Source organism: Curtobacterium sp. MCBA15_013, from assembly GCF_001865095.1.
In the GTDB taxonomy this organism is placed as follows: domain Bacteria; phylum Actinomycetota; class Actinomycetes; order Actinomycetales; family Microbacteriaceae; genus Curtobacterium.
The window spans coordinates 34,325-55,051 of the sequence record NZ_MJGQ01000004.1 but is presented as its reverse complement, the minus strand read 5'-3'; the positions used below and the strand labels follow the sequence as shown (position 1 = coordinate 55,051).

Here is a 20,727-nt window from a genome sequence, read left to right as displayed (position 1 = left end):
CCCCCGCAGGGTGCAGAGTGGGCGCGTGACGACGACGACACGCACCCTCTTCCGACGGAAGCCGATCGAGACGATCGACGACGAGACCGGTGGCGACGGCGGCCTGAAACGGCACCTCGGCCTCTGGCAGCTCACCGCGATCGGCATCGGCGGCATCATCGGCGCGGGCATCTTCACCCTCGCCGGCACGGTCGCGAACGGCGTCGCCGGCCCCGCGGTCCTCATCAGCTTCCTCGTCGCCGGTGTCGCGAGCGCCGCCGCTGCCCTGTCGTACGCCGAGTTCGCCGGCCTCATCCCGAAGGCCGGCAGCGCGTACACGTACGGCTACGCGGTCCTCGGGGAGATCGTCGGCTGGTTCATCGGCTGGGACCTGCTGCTCGAGTACACCGCGATCGTGGCGGTCGTCGCGATCGGGATCTCGGGCTACGTCGGGTTCCTCGTCGGCCAGTTCGGCATCGACCTGCCCGCCTGGATGCTCGGCGCACCGGGCACCGGCGACGGCCACGTGATCGACGTGTTCGCGATCATCCTGTGTCTGCTCACCGCGTTCGTCCTCACCCGCGGCATCCGCAGCGCCGCACGGTTCGAGTTCGTCGCCGTCGGCATCAAGGTCGCCCTCGTCGTGCTCATCGTCGTGCTCGGCGTGTTCCACATCAACAGCGCGAACTACTCGCCGTACTTCCCGTTCGGCTTCGGTGGCGTGATGACCGGTGCCGCGACGGTGTTCTTCGCGGTGTTCGGCTACGACGCGATGTCCACCGCCGCCGAGGAGTCCACCGACGCCCGCAAGCACATGCCCAAGGCGATCCTGTTGTCGCTCGGCATCTCGATGGTCCTCTACGTCCTCGCGACCCTGGTGCTCACCGGGATGCAGAAGTACACCGACATCGACCCCGCCTCGGGCTTCTCGTCGGCGTTCGCCTCGGTCGGGCTCGGCGGCGTGGCGAACATCATCGCGATCGGCGCCATCGTCGGCATCATCACCGTGCTCGTGACCTTCATGCTCGGTGCGAGCCGCGTCTGGTTCTCGATGAGCCGCGACGGCCTCATGCCGAAGTGGTTCGCGAAGACCGACCCGAAGCGCCACGTGCCGACCCGCGTCACGTGGATCCTCGGCATCGCGTCGGCGATCCTGGCCGGCGTGCTCCCGATCGGGGTCGTGGCCGAGCTGACGAACATCGGCATCCTGCTCGCCTTCGTGGTGGTCTGCTCCGCCGTGATCGTGCTGCGCTACCGCCAGCCCGACCTCGACCGGCAGTTCCGGCTGCCGTTCATGCCGGTGATCCCGATCATCGGCGTCATCGCGTCGCTGTGGCTCGTGACGTTCCTGCAGTGGGAGACGTGGGTGCGCTTCGCGGTCTGGTTCGCGATCGGCCTCGGCGTGTACTTCGGCTACTCCCGTCGGCACAGCAAGCTGGCGACCGGCGAGGCGACGGGCAAGCCGATCGTCTGACCGGACGGGCTACGCGTCCCGGCGGTGCTTCCCCTTCGCCGCCGTCGGGTCGGCCATCGGGTGGTTGCGGAACCACCGCAGCAGCTCCCGGGACCGGCCGGTGTCGGCGCTCTGGTCCCCCGAGGTCAGGAAGTCGCTGAAGCCCTCCGGCGTCGCAGCGCCCTCGACGTCGCGGTCGTACGCCATCGACCACTCCGGGAAGCGCCGGGTGTGGATGGACTCCTCGGCGAGGAGCCGCACCTCGTCGTGACGCTCGTCCGCGAGGATCCGCTGGTACGTCGACAACACCTGCTCGTACGGTCCCTCGAGCAGCTGCATGAACCGCCCGTTGCGGTGCACGAGCAGCCCGGTCAGACCGTCGGCGGTGTTCCGGGCACGGGCGTGGGCGAGCACCTCGTCGAGGGCGTCGTCGTCGAACGGCTCCGTGGCCGCGCTCATGTAGACGAGTGACTGCAGCATGCCGTCGATCCTGCCCGCTCCCGCGCGCCCGCGACTCCCCCAGAACGGGACGCCGGACGTCCTACGACCGGATCTCGCGCATGTTCTGGGCCTGCCACCCCTCGGGGACCGACGCGCGGAAGGCCTGCAGCGCCTCCTCGTAGGTCTGCCCGGTCGCCTCGTGCGGCCTGGTCTCCTTGGAACGGGCGATCGCACGCACGGTGGTCTCGCCGGTGGCCTTGCTCGTGACCGCGTTCACCTGCTGCAGCTCGAACCCGTGCAGGTCCAGGGCCTCGACCGCCGCCGTGCGCGCCGCCTCGATGTTCTCGCCGCTGCCCTCGGCCTCCGTCGTCGCGGTCGAGCGCAGTTCTCCTCGCAGTGTCGTCACCCACCCAGTATCGCGGCCCCCGGACAGGGTCTGTCGCACGCGGGTGCCGCACGCCATCATCGGGAACGCCGATCCGACAGGAGTCCCATGCGCCGCACCACCCTCACCGCCGCACTCGTCGTCAGCGTCGCCGCCGTGGTGTCGTCCCTCGTCGGTGTCGCGCCGGCGCAGGCCGTCGGGATGCCCGCAGCGATGAAGGCGCAGTACGACCACCAGTACGGCACGTTCACCCCGTTCACGAAGTCGGGCAGCCGGAACGCCACGATCGTGCTCCCGCAGAACGCCCGCAGCGGCATCATCGTCGCGACGTTCACCCCGGCGGATGCCGAGCACACCGAGTTCGAGGTGCACGAGCTGAACAGCAAGGGCGGCCCGACCGGGTCGAACCCCATCGGCCAGGGCGGCAAGTACACGGGCCGCGTCGCCTACGGCACCGACTCGTGGCGGAAGCCCGCCGCGCTCAAGGTCGAGGCCAGGGGGCAGTGGATCCTGCGGTTCAGCCAGGTCTCGAGCGCCCCCGCCCTGACGACGTCGGGGCACGGCGACAACGTGATGCTCTACTGGGGCTCCTCCGCCGCCCGGCAGTTCCGGTGCACGACGACTCGTGTCGCGACGTGCATGCTCCGCGAAACCCTGCTCCGCAACGACTACGAGACCATCCCCGCCAGCGACAACGGCTCCGGCAAGGACCTCTCGAAGCGGATCACCCTGTCGAAGGGCCCGTCCGTCCTGCAGCTGAACGCCGGCAGCACCTGGTCGATCCGCTGACCCGGCGAGCGCCGGAGGTCGGTGGCACCTGGCACGATTGACCCGTGCCAGCCGCCCCGATGATCGACGCCGTCGACGTCATCCGTTTCGTCGGGCCGCAGGCGTTCGGCCGCGCGCGGGACCTCGCCCGGGCGGGCCTGGTCGACGACGCCGTCTGGCACGACGACGACGGCACCGTCACCGGCGCGGTGTCGGGCTCCGCCGACGACCCGTACGAACTCCGCATCGAGACCAGCCCGGCCCGCGGCGAGTTCGTCCGTCCGGTCCGCAGCACCTGCACCTGCCCGCTGGGCGGCGACTGCAAGCACGTCGCCGCAGCCCTGCTCACCATCAACGCCCGCGCACTCGCCGCAGCCGCCGGCCCGAAGCCGGAACAGCCGGCTCCGCCGCCCTCGGACTGGAGGCACGACCTCGCCCGCCTCGCCGGCGACGACGAGCAGGTGGCCGAGCCGCAGGGCACCCCCATGGGTCTGCAGTTCGAGTTGCGTGACGCGGTCTCCGCCCGGCTCGCCTCGCGTGCGCGAGCCGCCGGTCGCGCCCTGCCGACGGCCTCGCGGTCGGTGCGGCTCGGCGTCCGCCCGGTGACCCGCAGCGACGCCGGCAACTGGGTTCGGGGGCAACTGACGTGGGGCACCCTCCCCTACTCGATGAACCGGCTCGGCCTCTCCCCCGAGCAGCACGCCTGGTTCGTCCAGTTCGCCGCGCTCCATCGCGCCGGCCAACTCGCCGGGCTCCCGGGCGAGGCCGACTGGATCCACCTCGACGACTTCGGCAGTCCGCTGCTCTGGCCGCTCCTCACGCAGGCACCGGCCCTCGGCATCGCGTTCGTCACCGGCAAGCGCGAGGGCGGTGCCGTGCTCGGTGCCGAGGCGCGTGTCCTCCTCGACGTCGCCCGGCAGGACGGCGGGCTCGTGATCGGTGCGAGCGCGGTCCTCGACGGCCGACCGGCGGCTCCCGGCACGGCCCGGACGATCGGCGACCACGGCGTCTACGTCTTCCGCGAGAGCCCCGAGTTCCACGTCGCGTTCGCCCCGACGGTCACCCCCGTGCCGGAGGACCAGCGGCGCATGCTCGTCGACGGCGCCCGGATCACCGTTCCGGAGCCCGAGGTCGCGGAGTTCCTCGCCGACTGGTCCCCACGGCTCCGTGGCGCGCTCGGCCTCGTCAGCGCCGACGGCTCCGTCGAGCTGCCCGAGCGCACGCCGCCCGAACTCGTGCTGACGGCGACGTTCGAACCGGCCCGGGCGCCCCGGACGGACGACCGCGTGCACCTGCAGTGGCGCTGGCACGTCGACGCGCGGAAGGACCCCGTCGCGCTGCACGGACCCCTCCCGGACCTCGCCGGGCTGCGCGCGGCCGACGACACGGCCGGCCCGACCGGACCCGGCGGCGGACTCGCGTGGTTCGAGGACGGCACGATCGACGGTGCCGACGTCGCGGTGTTCGCGAACGAGCTGTTGCCGGAGCTGCCGGCGCTCGGCGTCCGCACCGTCGTACAGGGCGAACGCGTCGACTACGAACGGCTGACCGGTCGGCCGCACATCCGCGTGACGACCATGCCGTCGGACAAGCACGACTGGTTCGACCTCGGCATCTTCGTGTCCGTGAACGGCAAGCAGGTGCCGTTCACGCCGCTGCTCCGGGCGCTCGCGAAGCGGGACCGGCGGATGAAGCTCGTCGACAACTCGTACCTGTCGTTGTCCGACCCCGCGTTCGACCGGCTGAAGGAGCTCATCGACGAGGCGCGCGACCTCGACGAGTGGGAGCCCGACCAGCCGATGACCGTGACGCCGCTGCAGGCCGGGCTGTGGTCCGAGTTCGACCAGCTGGCCGACGAGACCTCGCACGACGAGCGGTGGGAGGCGATCGCGGCGGGGCTGCTCGGGGCGACGCCACCGGAGTCGGTGCTCGTGCCGGACTCGGTGCACGCCGAGCTCCGGCCGTACCAGCACACCGGGTACGCCTGGCTGTCGTTCCTGCTGTCGCACGGGGTCGGCGGGGTGCTCGCGGACGACATGGGTCTCGGCAAGACGCTGCAGGTCCTCACGACGATCGCCGCCGCGCGGGAGTCCTCGCCGGACGCGCCGCCGTTCCTCGTCGTCGCGCCGACCTCGGTCGTCGGCAACTGGGCGGCCGAGGCAACCCGGTTCACGCCGTCGCTGCGCGTCACGACGATCGGCGCGACGACGCTGAAGGACCCCGGGCTCGTCGCACGCGCTGCTGCCGCGTCGGACATCGTGGTGACCTCGTACGCGCTGCTCCGGCTCGACGCGCAGGCGTACACCGACCTGCCGTGGGCGGCCCTCGTGCTCGACGAGGCGCAGTTCGTGAAGAACCCGCAGTCGCAGACGCACCGGGTGGCGGTCGACCTCCGCGCGCCGGTGAAGTTCGCGATCACGGGCACACCGCTCGAGAACGGGCTGACGGACCTCTGGGCGCTGTTCCACATCGTCGCGCCCGGGCTGCTGTCGTCGTGGTCGCGGTTCGGGGACGACTACGTGAAGCCGCTCGGTTCGCCGGACCTCCGCGGGGCCGCCCGCCAGGAGCTCACCGCGCGGCTCCGACGGCGGATCCGGCCGCTCATGCTCCGGCGGACGAAGGAGAGCGTCGCCGCCGACCTCCCGCCGAAGCAGGAGCAGGTCGTCCGGGTGACGCTCGACCCCGCGCACCGGACCCTGTACGAGACGACGTTGAACCGGGAGCGCCTGAAGGTCCTCGACCTCATCGACGACCTCGCGAAGAACCGGATGATCGTGTTCAGGTCCCTGACCCTGCTGCGGATGCTCGCGCTGTCGCCGGCGCTGGTCGACGGTTCACGAGAGGACCTGTCCTCCGCGAAGCTCGACCTGCTGCTCGACGAACTCGAACAGCTCGCCGCCGAGGGTCGCCGCGCCCTGGTGTTCAGCCAGTTCACGTCGTTCCTCCGCATGGTGGCCACCGCCCTCGACGACCGGGGCGTCGGCTACGAGTACCTCGACGGCTCGACGAGGCGCCGCCCCGAGGTCATCGACCGCTTCCGGAACGGCACCGCCCCGGCGTTCCTCATCTCGCTCAAGGCCGGTGGCTTCGGGCTGACCCTGACCGAGGCGGACACCGTGTTCGTGCTCGACCCGTGGTGGAACCCCGCCGCCGAGAACCAGGCGGTGGACCGGACGCACCGCATCGGCCAGACCCGGTCGGTGAACGTGCAGCGGTTCATCGCCGAGGACACCATCGAGGAGAAGGTCCTCGCGCTCGCGGCGAAGAAGGCCGAGCTGTTCGCGACGATGATCGACGACGACGCCCTCTTCGCCGAGGACCTCACGGCCGACGACATCCGCTCCCTGCTGGCCTGACGCGGCCGAGGGTCAGCGGGCGAGGGCGTCGATCGCGGCGACCTCGTCGGACGACAGCTCGATCCGGGCGCCGGCGGCGTTCGACCGGATGCGCTCGGGGTTCGACGACTTCGGGATGACGACGAACCCGTGCGCGACGTGCCACGCGACGATGACCTGCGCGCTGTCCGCGTCGTGTGCGGTCGCGATGTCGACGAGCGTCGGGTCCTGCAGGTTGCTCGCCTTGAAGGGGCTGTAGCCCTCGAGGACGACCCCGCGGGACGCGAGCCCGTCGGCCACGGCGCGGTCGAACTCGACGGGGCTCCACTTGATCTGGTTCACGGCCGGGGTGACCCCGGTGGCGCTGACGAGCTCGTCGATCTGCGCGAGGGAGTAGTTGCTCACCCCGACCGCCTTCGTGAGGCCGTCCGACTGCGCCTGGACGACCTGCTCCCACACGTCCGGGCGTGCCTCGCCGTTCGGCGGCCAGTGCACGAGCCAGAGGTCGAGGTGGTCGAGGCCGAGCTGGTCGAGGCTCTCCTCGATGGTGTCCCGCACGCGGTCGGCGTTGTCCGGCGGCAGCTTGGTCGTCACGAAGACCTCGTCGCGGGCGAGACCGGACTCGGCGACGGCCTTCCCGACGCCGCGCTGGTTGCGGTACCCGGTGGCGGTGTCGATGTGGCGGTACCCGGCCGCCAGTGCTTCGCCGACGGCGGCGGGCGCCTCGGCGTCGGGGATCTGCCAGGTGCCGAAGCCGAGGAGCGGCATCGACCCACCGGTGACGGACACGGACGGGTTCGCGTAATCGGTCATGCACCCGTGTCTACGCCGTGCCCGCGGGACGGTTCAGAGCGAGGCGGTCCACTCGGCGACGGTGACGACCTCGGCCTGCCGCGGGAAGACCTTCTCGGTGAGGACGCGGTGGACCTCCGCGTCGCCGTCGGCACACGCGTCCGAGAGGACCGTCAGCCCGAAGTCGAGGTCGGCCGCCTGGCGCAGCGTCGAGAGGACGACGCCGCTCGTGGCGATCCCGGCGAGCACGAGGTCGCGGACCTCGAGGCCGCGGAGCAGCACCTCGAGGTCCGACCCGGCGAAGGCACTGACGCGGAGCTTCGTCACGACGAGGTCGTCGTCCCCGACCCCGAACGCGCTGTGCACGTCGGTGGACCCCGGAGTCTGGGCCCCGATGCGCTCCCGCATCCCGCCGAACATCTTGTTCGTGCGCGCGGCCTCGGGTGCGCCCGGCCGGAACGCCACACGGACGAAGACCACGGGGATGCCGCGCTCCCGGGCGGCCGAGACCGCTGCCGTCGCCGCAGCCAGGGCCTCGTCCGTGCCGAGTCGTTCGACGATGCTGTTCTGGTAGTCCATGACGAGGAGTGCGGTGCCCACCTCGTGGACGCTACTCCGGCGGGCCGGGCGGCCGACCCTCCGCCGGGGTCCGGGGCGATGTCCGACGTGTCCGGCATCATCGTCGGTGCACCGCACCACCGCACCACCAGGAGCTCCACCCACGCATGACGTCCCGCCGACGCCGCACCAGCACCAGCCTCACGTCCGTCCTCGTCGTCCTCGCACTCGCCGTCGGCGGGTACGCCCTGCACACCGCGGGCATCATCGCGCCCGACGCCGAAGCCGCACCGGCGTCGACCAGCGCGCCCACGGGCACCGACGCCCCCACCATCGAGACGGAACCGGGTGCGCCGGGGACGACCCGCGCCTCCCGAGCCGACGCGCCGAGCGCGACCGACGCCGACGCCGACGCCGACGCCGCAACAGCAGCCACCGCGCGGGCGGAACTCGCCGCCCTGCCGGTCAAGGGCAAGGCCCCCGCCACCGGGTACGACCGGGTCGGCGACTTCGGCACCGCGTGGCTCGACGTCGACCGGAACGGCTGCGACACGCGGAACGACGTGCTGGCGCGGGACCTCTCGGCGATCACCCGCCAGGGCCCCTGCCGGGTGCTCACCGGGACGCTCGTGTCGCCGTACACCGGGGCGACGATCGGCTTCGTGCGCGGCGAGACGACCTCCACGCTCGTGCAGATCGACCACGTCGTCGCACTCGAGAACGCCTGGCGGACCGGGGCCCAGCAGCTCTCGCAGCGTGAGCGGGAGTCGCTCGCCAACGATCCGGCGAACCTGTTCGCGGTGGACCAGCACTCGAACGCGCAGAAGCGTTCCGGCGACGCCGCGACCTGGCTGCCGGCGGACAAGTCGTTCCGGTGCACGTACATCGAGCACCAGGTTGCGGTGAAGACGAAGTACCGCCTGTGGGTGGCCCCCGCCGAGCACGACGCGATGGCGCGGATCCTGCGGACCTGCTGAGCACGGCCGCAAGACAACAGGTGTAGCCTATCTCCCGTCGATGCGAATGCATCGTTCGGACTCGCTGCTCCACCGCGGACCCCGAGCCCTTCACCGTCGAAGACCTCAGGAGGCCTCCCCATGACCGCAACCAGCTCCCCCGCAACCAGCTCCCCCACGGCCCGCTTCACCGACCGCGTCGTCCTCATCACCGGCGGCGGCTCCGGCCTCGGCCGTGCGACCGCCGTCCGTCTCGCCGCCGAAGGCGCGAAGCTCTCCCTCGTCGACGTCTCCGCCGAGGGACTCGAGGCCTCGAAGGCCGCCGTGCTCGAGACCGCCCCCGACGCCGAGGTCCTCACCACCGTCGCCGACGTCTCGGACGAGGCCCAGGTCGAGGCCTACGTCACCGCCACCACCGAGCGCTTCGGCCGCATCGACGGCTTCTTCAACAACGCCGGCATCGAGGGCAAGCAGAACCCGACCGAGTCGTTCACCGCCGCCGAGTTCGACAAGGTCGTCTCGATCAACCTGCGCGGCGTGTTCCTCGGCCTCGAGAAGGTCCTGAAGACCATGCGCGAGCAGGGCTCCGGCATGGTCGTCAACACGGCGAGCGTCGGCGGCATCCGCGGCATCGGCAACCAGTCCGGCTACGCCGCCGCGAAGCACGGTGTCGTCGGTCTCACCCGCAACTCGGCCGTCGAGTACGGCCGCTACGGCATCCGCATCAACGCCATCGCCCCCGGCGCCATCTGGACGCCGATGGTCGAGAACTCGATGAAGCAGCTCGACCCGGAGAACCCCCGCAAGGCCGCCGAGGAGTTCATCCAGGTCAACCCCTCCAAGCGCTACGGCGAGGCGCCCGAGATCGCCGCGGTCGTCGCCTTCCTGCTGTCCGACGACGCCTCGTACGTCAACGCCACGGTCGTCCCGATCGACGGCGGACAGTCCGCCGCGTACTGAGTCACACAGCCCGGCGCGCGGCCACCTCGACGTGCGCTGGGCATCGGCCTGGAGGCGCGGCGCACCCCCGCCCCGCGTGGCAGGCTGCGGACATGGCTGAGCAACTCACGGTCCCGCAGGCGTTCGCGCTCCTCCAGATCGAGTCCGACGGGCGGAAGTCCACGGACGTGCAGACCCTCGACGCCGGGCTCGCCGGTGCCGTCCTCGCGGACCTCGCCCTGCGCGGCGTCGTCTCGCTGCAGGACGGCTTCGTCGCCGTCGTGAACGGTGCGGCCATCGGCGACCCGGTCCTCGACGGCGTCGTCGGCACCATCGCGGCCGCCGACAAGCCCCGCAAGGCGAAGTGGTGGATAACCCGCATCGGCAAGCGACCGCTGCGCGACGACGTGTTCGCCGGGCTCATCGCACGCGGCCTCATCACGCTCGAACAGGGGAAGACGCTCGGCATCTTCCCCACCACGAAGTACCCGGAGCGCGACGGTGGCCCCGAAGCGCTCCTCCGCGCCGGCATCGGCGACGTCCTCGCCGGGCGCGCCGAACCCACGCCGTTCGCCGCCGCCGTCATCGGCCTGCTCGACGCGACCAGCACGCTCCGCAAGCAGTTCGGCAAGGTCGACCGGGCGCTCGTGAAGGAGGTCACCTCGGGCGGCTGGGCCAGCCCCGCGGTCAAGGCCGTGCTCGAGGACATCCAGACGGCGGCGATCATGGCGACGGTGGCGGCGAGCACCGCCGCGACGACGGCGACGATCTCCTCGAGCTGAGCCCGACCGGCGACGTCGGCGCCGCGCGAGCAGGTTTCGTTCCGGGCCCGTGACCGTTCCGGTTCGCGATCCCCGGCTCCTCCGAACCAGAACGGTCAACCAGTGGGCGCGGTTCCCGGTCGCCGTCCTGCGACGTCGTGACGACCCCGTCGGCCGTGACAGCATGGTCGACGACCCCCGGGAGGGAACCGCATGAGCACCAACGACCAGACGGGATCCGCATTCGGCCGCGGCGTCGACAAGACCCCGCCGACCGCCGCCGCCGAACTCCGGAGGCGCATGGCGACCTCGCCCGCCGGCTTCCTCCGCAGCGCCGCGTGGGTGCCGTGGCGACCCGCGGACGCTCCCGACGGCGGAAGCGTCGCGCACGTGGTCATCCGGGAGAAGCCGTTCGTCCCCGTGTTCACCGACCCCGCCGAACTCGCCGCCGGCCTGCCCGACACCGAGGGCCGTCCGGTGTCGATGTCCGAGCTCGTGACGGCACTGCCGGAGGAGTTCGGCATCGTCGTCGACCCCACGAGTGCCGCCGAGGCGAACTTCCTGCACGCCGACGTCCTCGCCGGCATACGCGCGCAGATGCAGAGCGGTGTCCACCTCGACGAGGACCCCGACCAGGGCTGACCCCGTCGCCTAGCGGCTGCTCGGACCGGGCTCGACGAGCTCGATGAACCGGGACAGCAGCGACAGCCCGGCGATCGAGGGCGGCAGGCCCGTCGCCAGCGCCGGCGAGTACACGAGGTACGCCGCCCACTTCGCCCGCGACAACGCCACGTTCAACCGGTTCGGCATGAGCAGGAAGTCGAGCCCGCGCGGGATGTCGGCGGCGCTCGACGCCGCGAGCGACACGATCGACACGACGGCCTCGCGCCCCTGGAACAGGTCCACGGTGCCGACCTGCGTCCCCCGCAGTCCTGCACGGTCGAGGGCGTCACGGATCACCGCACCCTGGGCGTTGTACGGCGCGACGACGATCACGTCCTCGTCCGTCAGCACGCGTTCGGTGTCACCGTCCACCCACCGCCGACCGACGACGTCCTGCGCAAGCGCGACGACCCGAGCTGCTTCCTCCACCGAGGACGTGGTGTTCCCCGCGTGCACGATCGGCTCCGGGTGGACGCCCGCGTCGATGCCGTCGAGGTGTCGCCCGGACACCATCGACGCGAGCTGCCCGTCGTACGACAGTGCCGACACCGACGCCGTGAGTGCCGGCTCCATCCGCCGGGTCCGCGCCAGGAAGTACCCGAACGCGTCCGGCAGCACGTGCTGGCCGTCGGCGAGCCAGCCGAGCGCCGATTCGTCGACGGGCTCCGGGTGGGACCCCTGCGACACCTGCGGCAGCTGCTGCGGATCCCCGAGGAGGAGCAGACGCGTCGCCGCGATCGAGGACGCGATCGTCGGCGCGAGGGAGAACTGCCCGGCCTCGTCCACCACGAGCAGGTCGAGGGAGCGGCGCGGGATCGTGCCCTCGTTCGCGAAGGTCCACGCGGTACCGCCGACGACCCCGCCCCTGCCGGTCTCGGCGCAGGACGACAGGAACGCAGCCACGGCGGCGTTGTTCTTCACGGGCGTCCACGGTGCCGACTCGACGTCGTCCGGGTCCGCTCCGGCCCGGGGCACCTTCACCACGCGGTCGGCGGGCACCCCGGCCTGCACGACCGACGACAGGAAGTTCTCCGAGGTCGCGTGCGACTGCCCGACGACCCCGACGCGCCAGCCGTACTCGCGCACGAGCCGCGCGACGACGTTCGACCCGACGTACGTCTTGCCCGTCCCCGGAGGGCCCTGGATCGCCAGGTACGACCGGTCGAGGCCGAGCAGCGTCGCGACCACGGCCGACACCGTGCCGTCCCCCTGCACGGGGACGATCGGCCCCCGCGGCGGGACCCGGCGGAGGAGGTCGAGCGCCGGATCGGGCAGCATCGCGGGCAGGGCGTCGAGGACTTCTTGTCCCCACTCCGCGATCGCCTCGGGCTGGGGCTTCGCCCGCGGTGGTGCCGCCGGCGCGAGGGCGACCGGGAAGTCCTCGTGCGGCGAGCCGCCGACCGGCAGGCTCTCCTTCACGAGCACCTCGAAGCCGTCACCGTCCTCGAACGCGTCCAGCACGACGGCGCGGGCCGACGCGCCCTTCGAACCCGGCGCCGGAGCGGCGATCGACGGCGGGAGCGGGTCGTCGTAGACGAGGTGGGGCGTGCCTCCTGGACGGAGCCGCGAACCGGGCGCGAGCGTCCCCGACAACCGGATCTCTCGGGACTGCGACCGGGCACGCGGCAGCGTGTCCCAGTCGCGCTCGACCGACGCCCGCTCGACGACCAGCACGTCGCGGGTGTCCGCCCACTCGTCGACCGGGTTCCGCAAGCGGTCGAAGTGGTCCTGCCAGAAGGTCTTCGCCTCGCGCCGGTGGTAGTCGATCGCGGCTGCGGCGAGCGCCAACGCCGTCTGGTCGGGCGTGCGGTCGAGGGCGTCGACCCCGTCGAGCTGCGCGGCGAGCGCCGTGTACACGGGGTTCGGTTCGCGGTCGACCGGGATCGGCGGGAGCAGTTCGTCCGCCTCGGCAGCGACGGGCGCGGACGAGGACGCGCGCGCTGTCGCTCGGAGCGACAGGAGCCAGTCGCGCAGCCGGAGGGTCGACCGGCAGTCGTAGGCGTTGTAGTCGGCGACCTCGTCGAGCATGTGCTGCCCGGCGGTGGCGTCACCGTTCCGGAGCTCCTCGATCGCGTCGACGTACGCCGTGATGCTGTCCGCCGCGTTCGTCACATCGCTGAGCCGCAGGTCCGAACCCATGTAGAGCGGCTCGAGCTTCTTGATGGAGTAGCTGCGGCTGCCGACCACGAGCGCCTTGCGCACGATCGGGTACAGGTCGACGAGCACCCCCGCACGGAGCAGGTCGTCGACGGCCTCTTCACCGACGCCGTGCCGGGCGGCGAGGGACAGCAGGTGCGTGCGCTCGTACGCCGCGTAGTGGTAGATGTGCATCCCCGGGTACTGCTGCCGCCGAGCCTCGATGAAGGCGAGGAAGTCCAGCAGCGCCTGGCGCTCGTCACGGATCGTGTGCGCCCAGAACGCCGTGAAGCGCGCCTCGGGGTCGACGAGCCCGAACAGGTAGTCGAGTCCCCAGTGGACGCCGTCCTCGGTGTAGAGCGGGTCTCCCTCGAAGTCGAAGAACACGTCGCCCGGGTCCGGCGTCGGGATCGCGTCGAGCGCTCGGGCGTCGAGCACCTCGAAGAGCGGCTTGGTCGTCCCGGTCGCCTGGGCACCGTCGGCTGCGGTCCGCGCGTGCTCGGTGTCGACCTGGAGGCGCGCCTGACGCACCAGCCGCGCTTGCGTCCCGCGCGGGAGACCGGGCACGGCCGTGGTCCGGTCAGCCAGCTCGTCGATCGTCCGCACCCCCTGCCGGATGAGCTTCGTCCGCTGGTCGAGTCGCATGCCCGCGACGAGGACCAGGTCACGGTGCTCGGCGACCTGTGTCGTGCACACGTCGCACCGGCCGCACGACGAGTACCGCGGGTCGGCCCACTGCAGCGGCTCGGTCTCGGTCATCCGCTCGGCGATCACCCGCTGGAGCTCGGCGCGCTGCGTCCGGTACACCGGTGCGATGTCGGCGAGGTCGTGCGTGGTGGTCGTCCGGTCGCCGAGCACGAGGTGGACCTGCTCGCCGGTGGGGATGCCGTGCGCCTGCATCTGCTCGGCGTACGCGGCCAGCTGCAGCAGGGCGCTGATCTTGGCGTGGCGGGCGAGCTTGGTGTCGTACACCTCGTACTCGCCGCGGTCGTTCCGCATGATGAAGTCCGCGAAACCGATGAAGCCCGGCGCCTCTACCGTCGGCGGCGCGAAGAAGGTCGGTTGGTAGAGGACGTCCGCGCCGTCCTGCATCGCTGCCCGTGCGGCGGAGGCCGCCGCCGGGTACTCGGGCGGTGCAGGGCGGTCGAACTCGACGACGTCCCGGGTCTCGCGGAGGATCGCGAGGTAGTCGAGCTCGTGCTGGTCCCCCAGGCGTGCCGTGCGCTCGAGCATGTCGTCGTGCGACTCGGGCAGCGGCTCGCCCCGGCCGAGTTTCACGTCCATGCGCCGGAGGAACGCCCACTCGCAGGCCGCCCACGTCGAGAGGTCGCTCGGACTGAGCAGGACCTGCCCGTCGCCGCCGATCTGCATGCGTCTCCCCCGTCTCCTCGGTGCCCTGCGAGCCTAGGCCCGCCCGCCGACACCATCCGTCCGGACGAAGCGCGGCCCCTCGTAGCCGTCCCGGGACACCCACGCCGTGAAGTCCGCGAGCGACCGCACCCAGTGCCCGCGCTCCCCGTACAGCGCCTGGTAGACGACCACCGGCTCCTCGGTCTCGACGTCCCGCGCCACGAGCACCACCTCGTACTCGCCGCCCTTGAAGTGCCGGTACCGCCCAGGCGTCACGTCGTCGACCATGCTCCCGATGCTAGGGCCGTCGCGGTCCCTAGACTCGGCTCCATGACCGAGCCGGCACGCACCGAACGTGGTCTCGACCGCCTCGTGAACTTCTCCGACGCGACCGTCGCCATCGCGATCACGATCCTGATCCTCCCGCTCGTCGACCTGGCCGGCGAACTCAGCGGGGGCCGGGGCGCCGGAGACCTGCTGCAGGAGCACTGGCCAGCGCTCCTCGAGTTCTTCATCACGTTCTGGGTCATCGCCCGCTTCTGGACGCTGCACCACCAGGTGTTCGAGCACGTCCGCTCGTACAACATCCGCGTGATGCAGCTCAACTTCGTGTGGCTCGTGAGCATCGCGTTCCTGCCCTTCGCCGCGAACCTGCTCAACACCGAGGTCGAGGGCGACCGGGTGGCACACGCCCTCTACCTGGGCAGCATGGTCGTGACGAGCCTCACGCTGACCGCGATCGAGTGGGAGCTCCGCCGCTCCCCGGAGCTGCTGTCCTCGCCGCTCGGCGATTGGCGGAAGGGTCCGATCGCCGCCGTGCTGCTCGCCCTCGCGCTCGTCCTCTCGATGATCTTCCCGTCGATCGGCTTGTACTGGGTGCTCCTCCTGGTCCTGCAGGGCACGCTGGGCCGACTGCTGCCGAAGCCCCGCACCTGACCCGACCGAACCGGACGCCGCGGCCCACCTGCCGCGGCTCGTCACACGCGGTCATGTCGATGCTCCCGAGCGTCTGAGGACATACCGTCGCGACATGACCGTCGCCGCAGCAGTCGCCGTCCTCGTGGGAGTCCTCGCACTCGCCACGGCCCTCGGCCTGCTCCTGCGCGCGCGGACCGGCCGGGCCCGCCCCACGCGGACGAACGAAGCCCGCACCACTACTACTACCGACCCGACGACCGCCGACCTCGCCCCAGCCGAGGCCTTCGGCACCGAGGCCACCCTCGTCCAGTTCTCCACGCCGACCTGCGCCCGCTGCCCGGCCACCCGTCGCCAGCTCGACGCCGTCGCCGCCGAGCACCCCGGCGTCACCCGCCTCGAGATCGACCTCGCGGAACGCCCCGAGCTCGCCCGACGCTTCGCCGTCATGCAGACCCCCACGGTCCTGCTCCTCGACCGAGGCCGCGCGGTGCACACCCGGTTCGGCGGCCCGCCACGACCCGCAGACCTCACCGCCGCCCTCGACACCGTCCTCACAGCAGCAAGAGCAGCAGCAGCACCAGCAACGACCCCCGGAGACCAGTCCCCATGACCGCCACGAACGACCCCGCCCCCGGCATCGACCCCCGTTCCCCGAGGTTCGGCGCCGCCATCACGACCGTCCTCCTCGCGGCGACGATCGTCCTCACCCTGATCCCCGCGACATGGCCGATCGGTATCGCACTGCTCGCCGTCATCGTCGTGTTCTTCGCCATCGGCGGCATCGCCGGCATCCGCCGCCACCCCTACGGCGCGCTGTTCCGCCGGCTCGTCCGCCCGAGGCTCGGCCCGCCCGCCGAGCTCGAGGCCCCGGAACCCCCGACCTTCGCCCAGCAGGTCGGCCTCGTCATCACGGCCCTCGCCCTCGTGCTCGCGCTCGTCGGCGTCCCGTACGCGGCCCCCGTCGGTGCGGCGATCGCACTCGTCGCCGCGTTCCTCAACGCCGTCTTCGACGTCTGCATCGGCTGCCTCCTCTACGTGTGGCTGGTCCGCGCAGGCGTCTTCCGCCGGCGGTCCGCGGTCTGATCACGGGCCTGGAGGCGCGACCCGCCCCCGCGACGCAGGTCGCGTCGTCGAGGTGATCCGCGCCTCCTGGCATCCGTGCCCGTCTCGTAGGCTGACCGCATGGGGGACCACACCACACCACTGCTCAAGAAGGTCGCGACCTACCTCGCCGACCACGAGAACTCCGGCGCGGCCGACATCATCCTCGGCTACTCGCCCCCGACCAGCTCCCGCCCGAGCCGCCGGATCGAGGTCGGCGGACGCCTCACCCTCACGCCCGAGGTCATCTGGTTCACCGCCCACCCGCTCAACTACGCTCGCTCCGACTTCGGGATCCCCGTCGAGGAGATCGCCCGACTCGACGACGTGTCGAGCGGCCTGCGGAAGAAGGTCCGGATCACCCTGCGGAGCGGGATCGAGCCGACCTTCCTGATGTGGGGCATCCCCCGCTTCATCGAGGCGGTGGAGCGGGCGCGCAGCGCGCTCTGAACGGACGGACTGGAGGCGCGGCTCGCCTCCGCCCCACAGGTGGCGGCGGAGGATCCCCCCACGACATCCTCCGCCGCCACGACCCGAGCGCGCGACGGCTCAATGCGTCGCGAGCGCCTGCTCGCTCAGCGCGACCAGGTCGTCCGCGCGGAGGCTCGGCCACCCCTGCAGCAGCTCGCGCCACTCGGCCGGCAGCGCAGCCGCGCCGTACAGCGCACCCGCGAGCCCGCCGGCGATCGCGGCCACCGTGTCGGTGTCGTTCCCGGTCCGGACCGCGCGGACGAGGGCGTCCTCGAGCGACGAACTCCGCTTGACCGCCGAGTACGCGGCCTGCATCGCGGACACGACCCACCCGTTCGAGTCCGTGAAGTCGACCGGCTCGGAGTGCTCTGCCGTGACGAGCCGGTCCACCCACAGCCGACGCTTCTCGAGGTCGAGCAGGTCGAGCCCGCGCAGCACGTCGAGCTCGCCGGTGAGCGCCGCGTGCCGGATCGCCACGCACCAGAGCACGCACGCGTCCCCGGCGTCCGACTCGTAGTGCGTGAGGTCGCTGATCGCCCGGGCGGCCTCGGCGAGCCGGAGCTCCTCGTCGGCCGCGTCGGTCAGGTACCCGAGCACGAGCGGTGCCGTCCGCATGAGCGATCCGTTGCCGGCCGACTGCCCCTTGAACTCGTGCTCCTGCCGGGCCGCAGCGCGTGCGTGGGAGGCGACCCGCGCCTCCAGACCCGTGAGGACGTTGCGCGTCTGGATGCCGACGTCGGGCGCGGAGACCGCCCACGCTGCCCAGGCCGCGACGAGGCCGTCGAGCGCTTCCTCGGAGGCCGGGTCGCCGCCGCGCGCGAGCGTGCGGAGGATCGGGACGGCCATGCTCGTGTCGTCCGTCCACTCCCCCGGAGCCCAGCCGAACGAGCCGCCGCCGGCCATCCGGATCGGGGTGGGTTCGGGGACGGCGGGGCGGAACTCGTAGCCGGCGCCGAGCGCGTCGCCCGCGGCGGAGCCGATGACGGCGCCGATCGCCCGGTCGGTCTGTTCGGTGGTCAGCATGGCCGCCTCCTCAGGTTTGCGCGGAATTGCGTAAAATCGAGTCTGCACGACCGTCGCAGTTTGCGCAAGTGTGCGTAAACTCGCTGTCGTGAGTTCATCGGAGTACCGCGATCCTTCCGGCAAGCGCCTGGTCGACTACCCGCGACCATCCGTCGCTGTGGACACAGCGGTCCTGAGCGTGCCTGTGGGGGGATCGTTGTCCGTCCTGCAGGTGTGCGACGCGACCGACGGCGACTGGCGACTGCCGGGGACGTTCGTGCACGAGGGCGAGCGGTTGGCGTCGGCGGTCCTGCGCTCACTGTCGGACAAGGCCGGCGTGACGGGGCTGGCGCCGACGCAGCTGCACGTGTTCGACGACCCCGCGCGGGACGACCGGGGATGGGTGCTGTCGGTGGCGCACCTCGACGTGGTGCCCTTCGCCGCACTGTCGTCGCTGAACCCGTCACAGGCGCGGCTGGTCCCGGTCGACACCGCGACGGGGATGGTGCACGGGCACGACGACATCGTGGCGTTCGCGGTGGCATCCTTGCGGGCGTCGTACGCTGTGGCACCCGATCCGCGAGGCCTCCTGGCCGAGCCGTTCACGATGTCGGAGCTGCGGCACGTGCATGAGGCCGTCCGTGGCGAGCGGCTCCTGCCCGACTCGTTCCGCCGGGCGATGCTGCCGCTGCTCGTCGACACGGGGTCGCGCGCTGCCGCGGGCCCGGGCAAGCCGGCGAGCCGGTACCGGCGCGCCTGAGGCCGCCTGCTTGGTGAGCAGAAACGGTTGGGTCCGAGGCGCCGACCCGACACTTTCTGCTCACGGAACGCGCCGACGAAACACGAAAGTAACTTGCAGCACTGGCGAGTGTCGGTGCAATGCGCTTTCATGGAGCGCATGACGATCGCTGACCGTACCGACCGCGCCGACGCGTTCGCCCTCGTCCGGACCCAGTCCGGTGCGATGCCGACGAGCATGCGCGCGATCGCCGATGCCGTCCTCGACGACCCCGGCACCGCGGCCACCACGAGCGCCGCCGAACTCGCCGACCGTGCCGGGGTCTCCCCCGCGACCGTCTCCCGCTTCGCCCAGCACCTCGGGTTCGCGAACTTCGCCGCACTCCAGCGCAGCATGACCCGGGCCGTCGAGCGCGGCATCCACGAGCGGCGCGAGACCGAGATCCACGCGGGCGTCAGCGTCGACGACGACGTCACCACCGTGATCGCGAAGGTCACCGAGGACGTCCGCGCCGTGATGAGCGACACCCGCGCCACGCTCGACCCGTTCACCCTCGAAGCCGCAGCGGTCCGCATCAGCGAGGCCCGGCGGGTCGTTCTGTACGGCGTCGGCGCGAGCGGGATCGTCGCCCGCGACCTCCACTTGAAGCTCGAACGCATCGGCATCGCGAGCTCGATCGCGGACGACCCGCACAACGCCCTGACCCTCGCGAGCGTCCTCGGCCCGAAGGACGTCCTCGTCATCACGAGCCACTCCGGCACCACGGTCGAGGCGCTCGAGGTCGCCGCCGTCGCGCACGAAAGCGGCGCCACCGTCGTCGCGATCACCGGCCACGCCACCTCGCCGCTGACCCACCACACCGACCACGTCCTGCTGGGCGTCGCCGGCGCCGAGAGCGACCTCCGCCCCGCCGCGATGGGCAGCCGGATGAGCCAGCTCGCCATCGTCGACGCTCTGTTCATCGTCGTCGCCCAGCGCACCGACGAACGCTCCCGCCCGCTCCTCGCGCGCAGCCGCCACGCGGTCCGCACGCACCACCGTTCCTGAATCGAGCACCATGCACCACCACGACGACCTCCGCGAGGAGCTGCAGCACCTCGCGACCGAGGCCACCGACTCGTCCCTCGACGACATCGACCTCGTCTCCACCCTCGAGGCTGCCCAGCGCATGAACGCGCTCGACCGCAGCGTGCCCGCGGCACTCGAGCCGTGCCTCCCGGCCATCGCCCTCGCTGCCGACTCGATCGCCGCAGCGTTCTCGCGCGGCGGCCGCCTGATCTACGTCGGTGCCGGCACGCCGGGCCGGCTCGGCGTCCTCGACGCCAGCGAGTGCCCGCCCACCTTCGGCACCGATCCCTCGCAGGTCGTCGGCGTCATCGCCGGCGGTTCCGTCGCCCTCACCACCGCCGTCGAAGGCGCCGAGGACGACGAAGCAGCCGCCGTCCGCGACCTCGACGCGCTCGGCTTGACGGCCGACGACGTGGTCGTCGGGATCAGCGCGTCCGGCAGGACGCCCTACGTCATCGCGGCCATCCTGGAGGCGCGGCGCAGGTCCGCCCTGTCGGTCTCCGTCGCGTGCAATCCCGACTCGGCCGCAGGGCGGGAAGCCGACATCGCCATCGACGCTGTCGTCGGTCCCGAGTTCATCGCCGGGTCGACCCGCCTGAAGGCGGGGACCGCGCAGAAGCTCGTCCTCAACATGCTCACCACGCTGGCGATGGTGCGCAGTAACAAGACGTACGGCAACCGGATGGTCGACGTGCGTGCGACGAACGAGAAGCTCGTCGCGCGGTCGTTCTCGCTCGTCCAGGACGTGACCGGGGCCGCTCCGGCCGATGTCGCCGCAGCGCTCGATGCTGCGGACGGTGAGGTCAAGACGGCCATCGCGATGATCCTCACCGGGTCGCCCGCGTCCGTCGTCCGTTCCCGGCTCGCTGCTGCTGACGGTTCCTTGCGCGCCGTCATTTCCTGATTTCTCTC

General features: G+C 71.7%; 21 protein-coding genes. 14 read left to right on the top strand and 7 right to left on the bottom strand.

Annotated features, from left to right (window positions below):
• Window positions 1–25 precede the first annotated feature (25 nt).
• Window positions 26–1,453, top strand: coding sequence for an amino acid permease (locus BIV01_RS02335; protein WP_070418581.1), 1,428 nt, complete (start codon window positions 26–28; stop codon window positions 1,451–1,453).
• A 9-nt stretch (window positions 1,454–1,462) separates the two neighbouring features.
• On the opposite strand, the gene BIV01_RS02330 is transcribed toward BIV01_RS02335, so the two are convergent.
• Window positions 1,463–1,912, bottom strand: a complete 450-nt coding sequence (locus BIV01_RS02330; RefSeq protein WP_071301818.1) for a BLUF domain-containing protein — start codon at window positions 1,910–1,912, stop codon at window positions 1,463–1,465.
• 61 nt (window positions 1,913–1,973) lie between these two features.
• The gene (locus tag BIV01_RS02325) at window positions 1,974–2,279 is read right to left on the bottom strand and encodes a hypothetical protein (protein WP_071301817.1); all 306 of its coding nucleotides are present in this window, start codon (window positions 2,277–2,279) and stop codon (window positions 1,974–1,976) included.
• Window positions 2,280–2,366: 87 nt separating this feature from the next.
• On the opposite strand from BIV01_RS02325, the gene BIV01_RS02320 reads away from it, so the two are divergent.
• Window positions 2,367–3,047, top strand: coding sequence for a hypothetical protein (locus BIV01_RS02320; RefSeq protein WP_071301816.1), 681 nt, complete (start codon window positions 2,367–2,369; stop codon window positions 3,045–3,047).
• Between the two features lie 44 nt (window positions 3,048–3,091).
• Window positions 3,092–6,382, top strand: a complete 3,291-nt coding sequence (locus BIV01_RS02315; protein WP_139199181.1) for a DEAD/DEAH box helicase — start codon at window positions 3,092–3,094, stop codon at window positions 6,380–6,382.
• A gap of 12 nt (window positions 6,383–6,394) precedes the next feature.
• On the opposite strand, the gene BIV01_RS02310 is transcribed toward BIV01_RS02315, so the two are convergent.
• Together BIV01_RS02310 and BIV01_RS02305 are read right to left on the bottom strand one after the other, a co-directional pair.
• A complete protein-coding gene (locus tag BIV01_RS02310; RefSeq protein ID WP_071301814.1) occupies window positions 6,395–7,174 on the bottom strand; it encodes an aldo/keto reductase in 780 nt (259 codons plus the stop codon).
• A gap of 33 nt (window positions 7,175–7,207) precedes the next feature.
• A complete protein-coding gene (locus BIV01_RS02305; RefSeq protein WP_071301813.1) occupies window positions 7,208–7,753 on the bottom strand; it encodes a cysteine hydrolase family protein in 546 nt (181 codons plus the stop codon).
• Between the two features lie 125 nt (window positions 7,754–7,878).
• Here BIV01_RS02305 and BIV01_RS02300 point away from each other — a divergent pair, with 125 nt between their 5' ends.
• From BIV01_RS02300 to BIV01_RS02285, 4 genes are all read left to right on the top strand, one after another.
• Complete coding sequence (locus BIV01_RS02300) at window positions 7,879–8,688, top strand: HNH endonuclease family protein (RefSeq protein WP_071301812.1); 810 nt, start codon at window positions 7,879–7,881, stop codon at window positions 8,686–8,688.
• 120 nt (window positions 8,689–8,808) lie between these two features.
• A complete protein-coding gene (locus BIV01_RS02295) occupies window positions 8,809–9,627 on the top strand; it encodes an SDR family oxidoreductase (RefSeq protein WP_071301811.1) in 819 nt (272 codons plus the stop codon).
• Between the two features lie 92 nt (window positions 9,628–9,719).
• Window positions 9,720–10,388 (top strand): GOLPH3/VPS74 family protein, encoded by a 669-nt coding sequence (locus tag BIV01_RS02290; protein ID WP_071301810.1) that lies wholly within the window; start codon window positions 9,720–9,722, stop codon window positions 10,386–10,388.
• Between the two features lie 192 nt (window positions 10,389–10,580).
• Window positions 10,581–11,009, top strand: a complete 429-nt coding sequence (locus tag BIV01_RS02285; protein ID WP_071301809.1) for an SseB family protein — start codon at window positions 10,581–10,583, stop codon at window positions 11,007–11,009.
• A 9-nt stretch (window positions 11,010–11,018) separates the two neighbouring features.
• On the opposite strand, the gene BIV01_RS02280 is transcribed toward BIV01_RS02285, so the two are convergent.
• Both BIV01_RS02280 and BIV01_RS02275 read right to left on the bottom strand, forming a co-directional pair.
• Window positions 11,019–14,537 (bottom strand): TM0106 family RecB-like putative nuclease, encoded by a 3,519-nt coding sequence (locus BIV01_RS02280; RefSeq protein WP_071301808.1) that lies wholly within the window; start codon window positions 14,535–14,537, stop codon window positions 11,019–11,021.
• A 33-nt stretch (window positions 14,538–14,570) separates the two neighbouring features.
• Window positions 14,571–14,804, bottom strand: a complete 234-nt coding sequence (locus tag BIV01_RS02275) for a DUF1653 domain-containing protein (RefSeq protein ID WP_070418569.1) — start codon at window positions 14,802–14,804, stop codon at window positions 14,571–14,573.
• A gap of 42 nt (window positions 14,805–14,846) precedes the next feature.
• Between BIV01_RS02275 and BIV01_RS02270 the strand changes: the two genes are divergently transcribed.
• From BIV01_RS02270 to BIV01_RS02255, 4 genes are all read left to right on the top strand, one after another.
• A complete protein-coding gene (locus BIV01_RS02270) occupies window positions 14,847–15,452 on the top strand; it encodes a TMEM175 family protein (RefSeq protein WP_070418568.1) in 606 nt (201 codons plus the stop codon).
• Window positions 15,453–15,546: 94 nt separating this feature from the next.
• On the top strand, window positions 15,547–16,044 hold the full coding sequence (locus BIV01_RS02265; protein WP_071301807.1) for a thioredoxin family protein: 498 nt from the start codon (window positions 15,547–15,549) through the stop codon (window positions 16,042–16,044).
• Window positions 16,041–16,517: a DUF4395 domain-containing protein gene (locus BIV01_RS02260; protein ID WP_071301806.1), complete on the top strand. Its 477-nt coding sequence runs from the start codon at window positions 16,041–16,043 to the stop codon at window positions 16,515–16,517. Before BIV01_RS02265 ends, BIV01_RS02260 begins: the two co-directional genes overlap by 4 nt.
• A 99-nt stretch (window positions 16,518–16,616) precedes the next feature.
• Window positions 16,617–16,985 carry a hypothetical protein gene (locus BIV01_RS02255; protein ID WP_071301805.1) on the top strand — a complete coding sequence of 123 codons (369 nt, stop codon included), beginning with the start codon at window positions 16,617–16,619 and terminating at the stop codon, window positions 16,983–16,985.
• A gap of 99 nt (window positions 16,986–17,084) precedes the next feature.
• Here the strand turns inward: BIV01_RS02255 and BIV01_RS02250 are convergent, their stop codons facing one another.
• Window positions 17,085–18,029, bottom strand: a complete 945-nt coding sequence (locus BIV01_RS02250; RefSeq protein WP_071301804.1) for an ADP-ribosylglycohydrolase family protein — start codon at window positions 18,027–18,029, stop codon at window positions 17,085–17,087.
• Window positions 18,030–18,117: 88 nt separating this feature from the next.
• Between BIV01_RS02250 and BIV01_RS02245 the strand changes: the two genes are divergently transcribed.
• The 3 genes from BIV01_RS02245 to murQ all read left to right on the top strand — a co-directional run bounded on the left by BIV01_RS02245 (window position 18,118) and on the right by murQ (window position 20,719).
• Window positions 18,118–18,768, top strand: a complete 651-nt coding sequence (locus tag BIV01_RS02245; RefSeq protein ID WP_071301803.1) for an NUDIX hydrolase — start codon at window positions 18,118–18,120, stop codon at window positions 18,766–18,768.
• Window positions 18,769–18,906: 138 nt separating this feature from the next.
• A complete protein-coding gene (locus tag BIV01_RS02240; protein ID WP_175473621.1) occupies window positions 18,907–19,794 on the top strand; it encodes a MurR/RpiR family transcriptional regulator in 888 nt (295 codons plus the stop codon).
• 10 nt (window positions 19,795–19,804) lie between these two features.
• The gene (gene murQ, locus BIV01_RS02235; RefSeq protein WP_071301802.1) at window positions 19,805–20,719 is read left to right on the top strand and encodes an N-acetylmuramic acid 6-phosphate etherase; all 915 of its coding nucleotides are present in this window, start codon (window positions 19,805–19,807) and stop codon (window positions 20,717–20,719) included.
• Window positions 20,720–20,727: the final 8 nt, after the last annotated feature.

Excerpts from the sequence above, each read along its gene's own strand:
- BIV01_RS02330 (WP_071301818.1), bottom strand. The coding sequence starts at position 1,912 with ATGCTGCAGTCACTCGTCTACATGAGCGCGGCCACGGAGCCGTTCGAC.
- BIV01_RS02320 (WP_071301816.1), top strand. The coding sequence starts at position 2,367 with ATGCGCCGCACCACCCTCACCGCCGCACTCGTCGTCAGCGTCGCCGCC.
- BIV01_RS02310 (WP_071301814.1), bottom strand. The coding sequence starts at position 7,174 with ATGACCGATTACGCGAACCCGTCCGTGTCCGTCACCGGTGGGTCGATG.
- BIV01_RS02300 (WP_071301812.1), top strand. The coding sequence starts at position 7,879 with ATGACGTCCCGCCGACGCCGCACCAGCACCAGCCTCACGTCCGTCCTC.
- BIV01_RS02295 (WP_071301811.1), top strand. The coding sequence starts at position 8,809 with ATGACCGCAACCAGCTCCCCCGCAACCAGCTCCCCCACGGCCCGCTTC.
- BIV01_RS02290 (WP_071301810.1), top strand. The coding sequence starts at position 9,720 with ATGGCTGAGCAACTCACGGTCCCGCAGGCGTTCGCGCTCCTCCAGATC.
- BIV01_RS02285 (WP_071301809.1), top strand. The coding sequence starts at position 10,581 with ATGAGCACCAACGACCAGACGGGATCCGCATTCGGCCGCGGCGTCGAC.
- BIV01_RS02280 (WP_071301808.1), bottom strand. The coding sequence starts at position 14,537 with ATGCAGATCGGCGGCGACGGGCAGGTCCTGCTCAGTCCGAGCGACCTC.
- BIV01_RS02275 (WP_070418569.1), bottom strand. The coding sequence starts at position 14,804 with ATGGTCGACGACGTGACGCCTGGGCGGTACCGGCACTTCAAGGGCGGC.
- BIV01_RS02270 (WP_070418568.1), top strand. The coding sequence starts at position 14,847 with ATGACCGAGCCGGCACGCACCGAACGTGGTCTCGACCGCCTCGTGAAC.
- BIV01_RS02265 (WP_071301807.1), top strand. The coding sequence starts at position 15,547 with ATGACCGTCGCCGCAGCAGTCGCCGTCCTCGTGGGAGTCCTCGCACTC.
- BIV01_RS02260 (WP_071301806.1), top strand. The coding sequence starts at position 16,041 with ATGACCGCCACGAACGACCCCGCCCCCGGCATCGACCCCCGTTCCCCG.
- BIV01_RS02255 (WP_071301805.1), top strand. The coding sequence starts at position 16,617 with ATGGGGGACCACACCACACCACTGCTCAAGAAGGTCGCGACCTACCTC.
- BIV01_RS02250 (WP_071301804.1), bottom strand. The coding sequence starts at position 18,029 with ATGCTGACCACCGAACAGACCGACCGGGCGATCGGCGCCGTCATCGGC.
- BIV01_RS02240 (WP_175473621.1), top strand. The coding sequence starts at position 18,907 with ATGACGATCGCTGACCGTACCGACCGCGCCGACGCGTTCGCCCTCGTC.
- murQ (WP_071301802.1), top strand. The coding sequence starts at position 19,805 with ATGCACCACCACGACGACCTCCGCGAGGAGCTGCAGCACCTCGCGACC.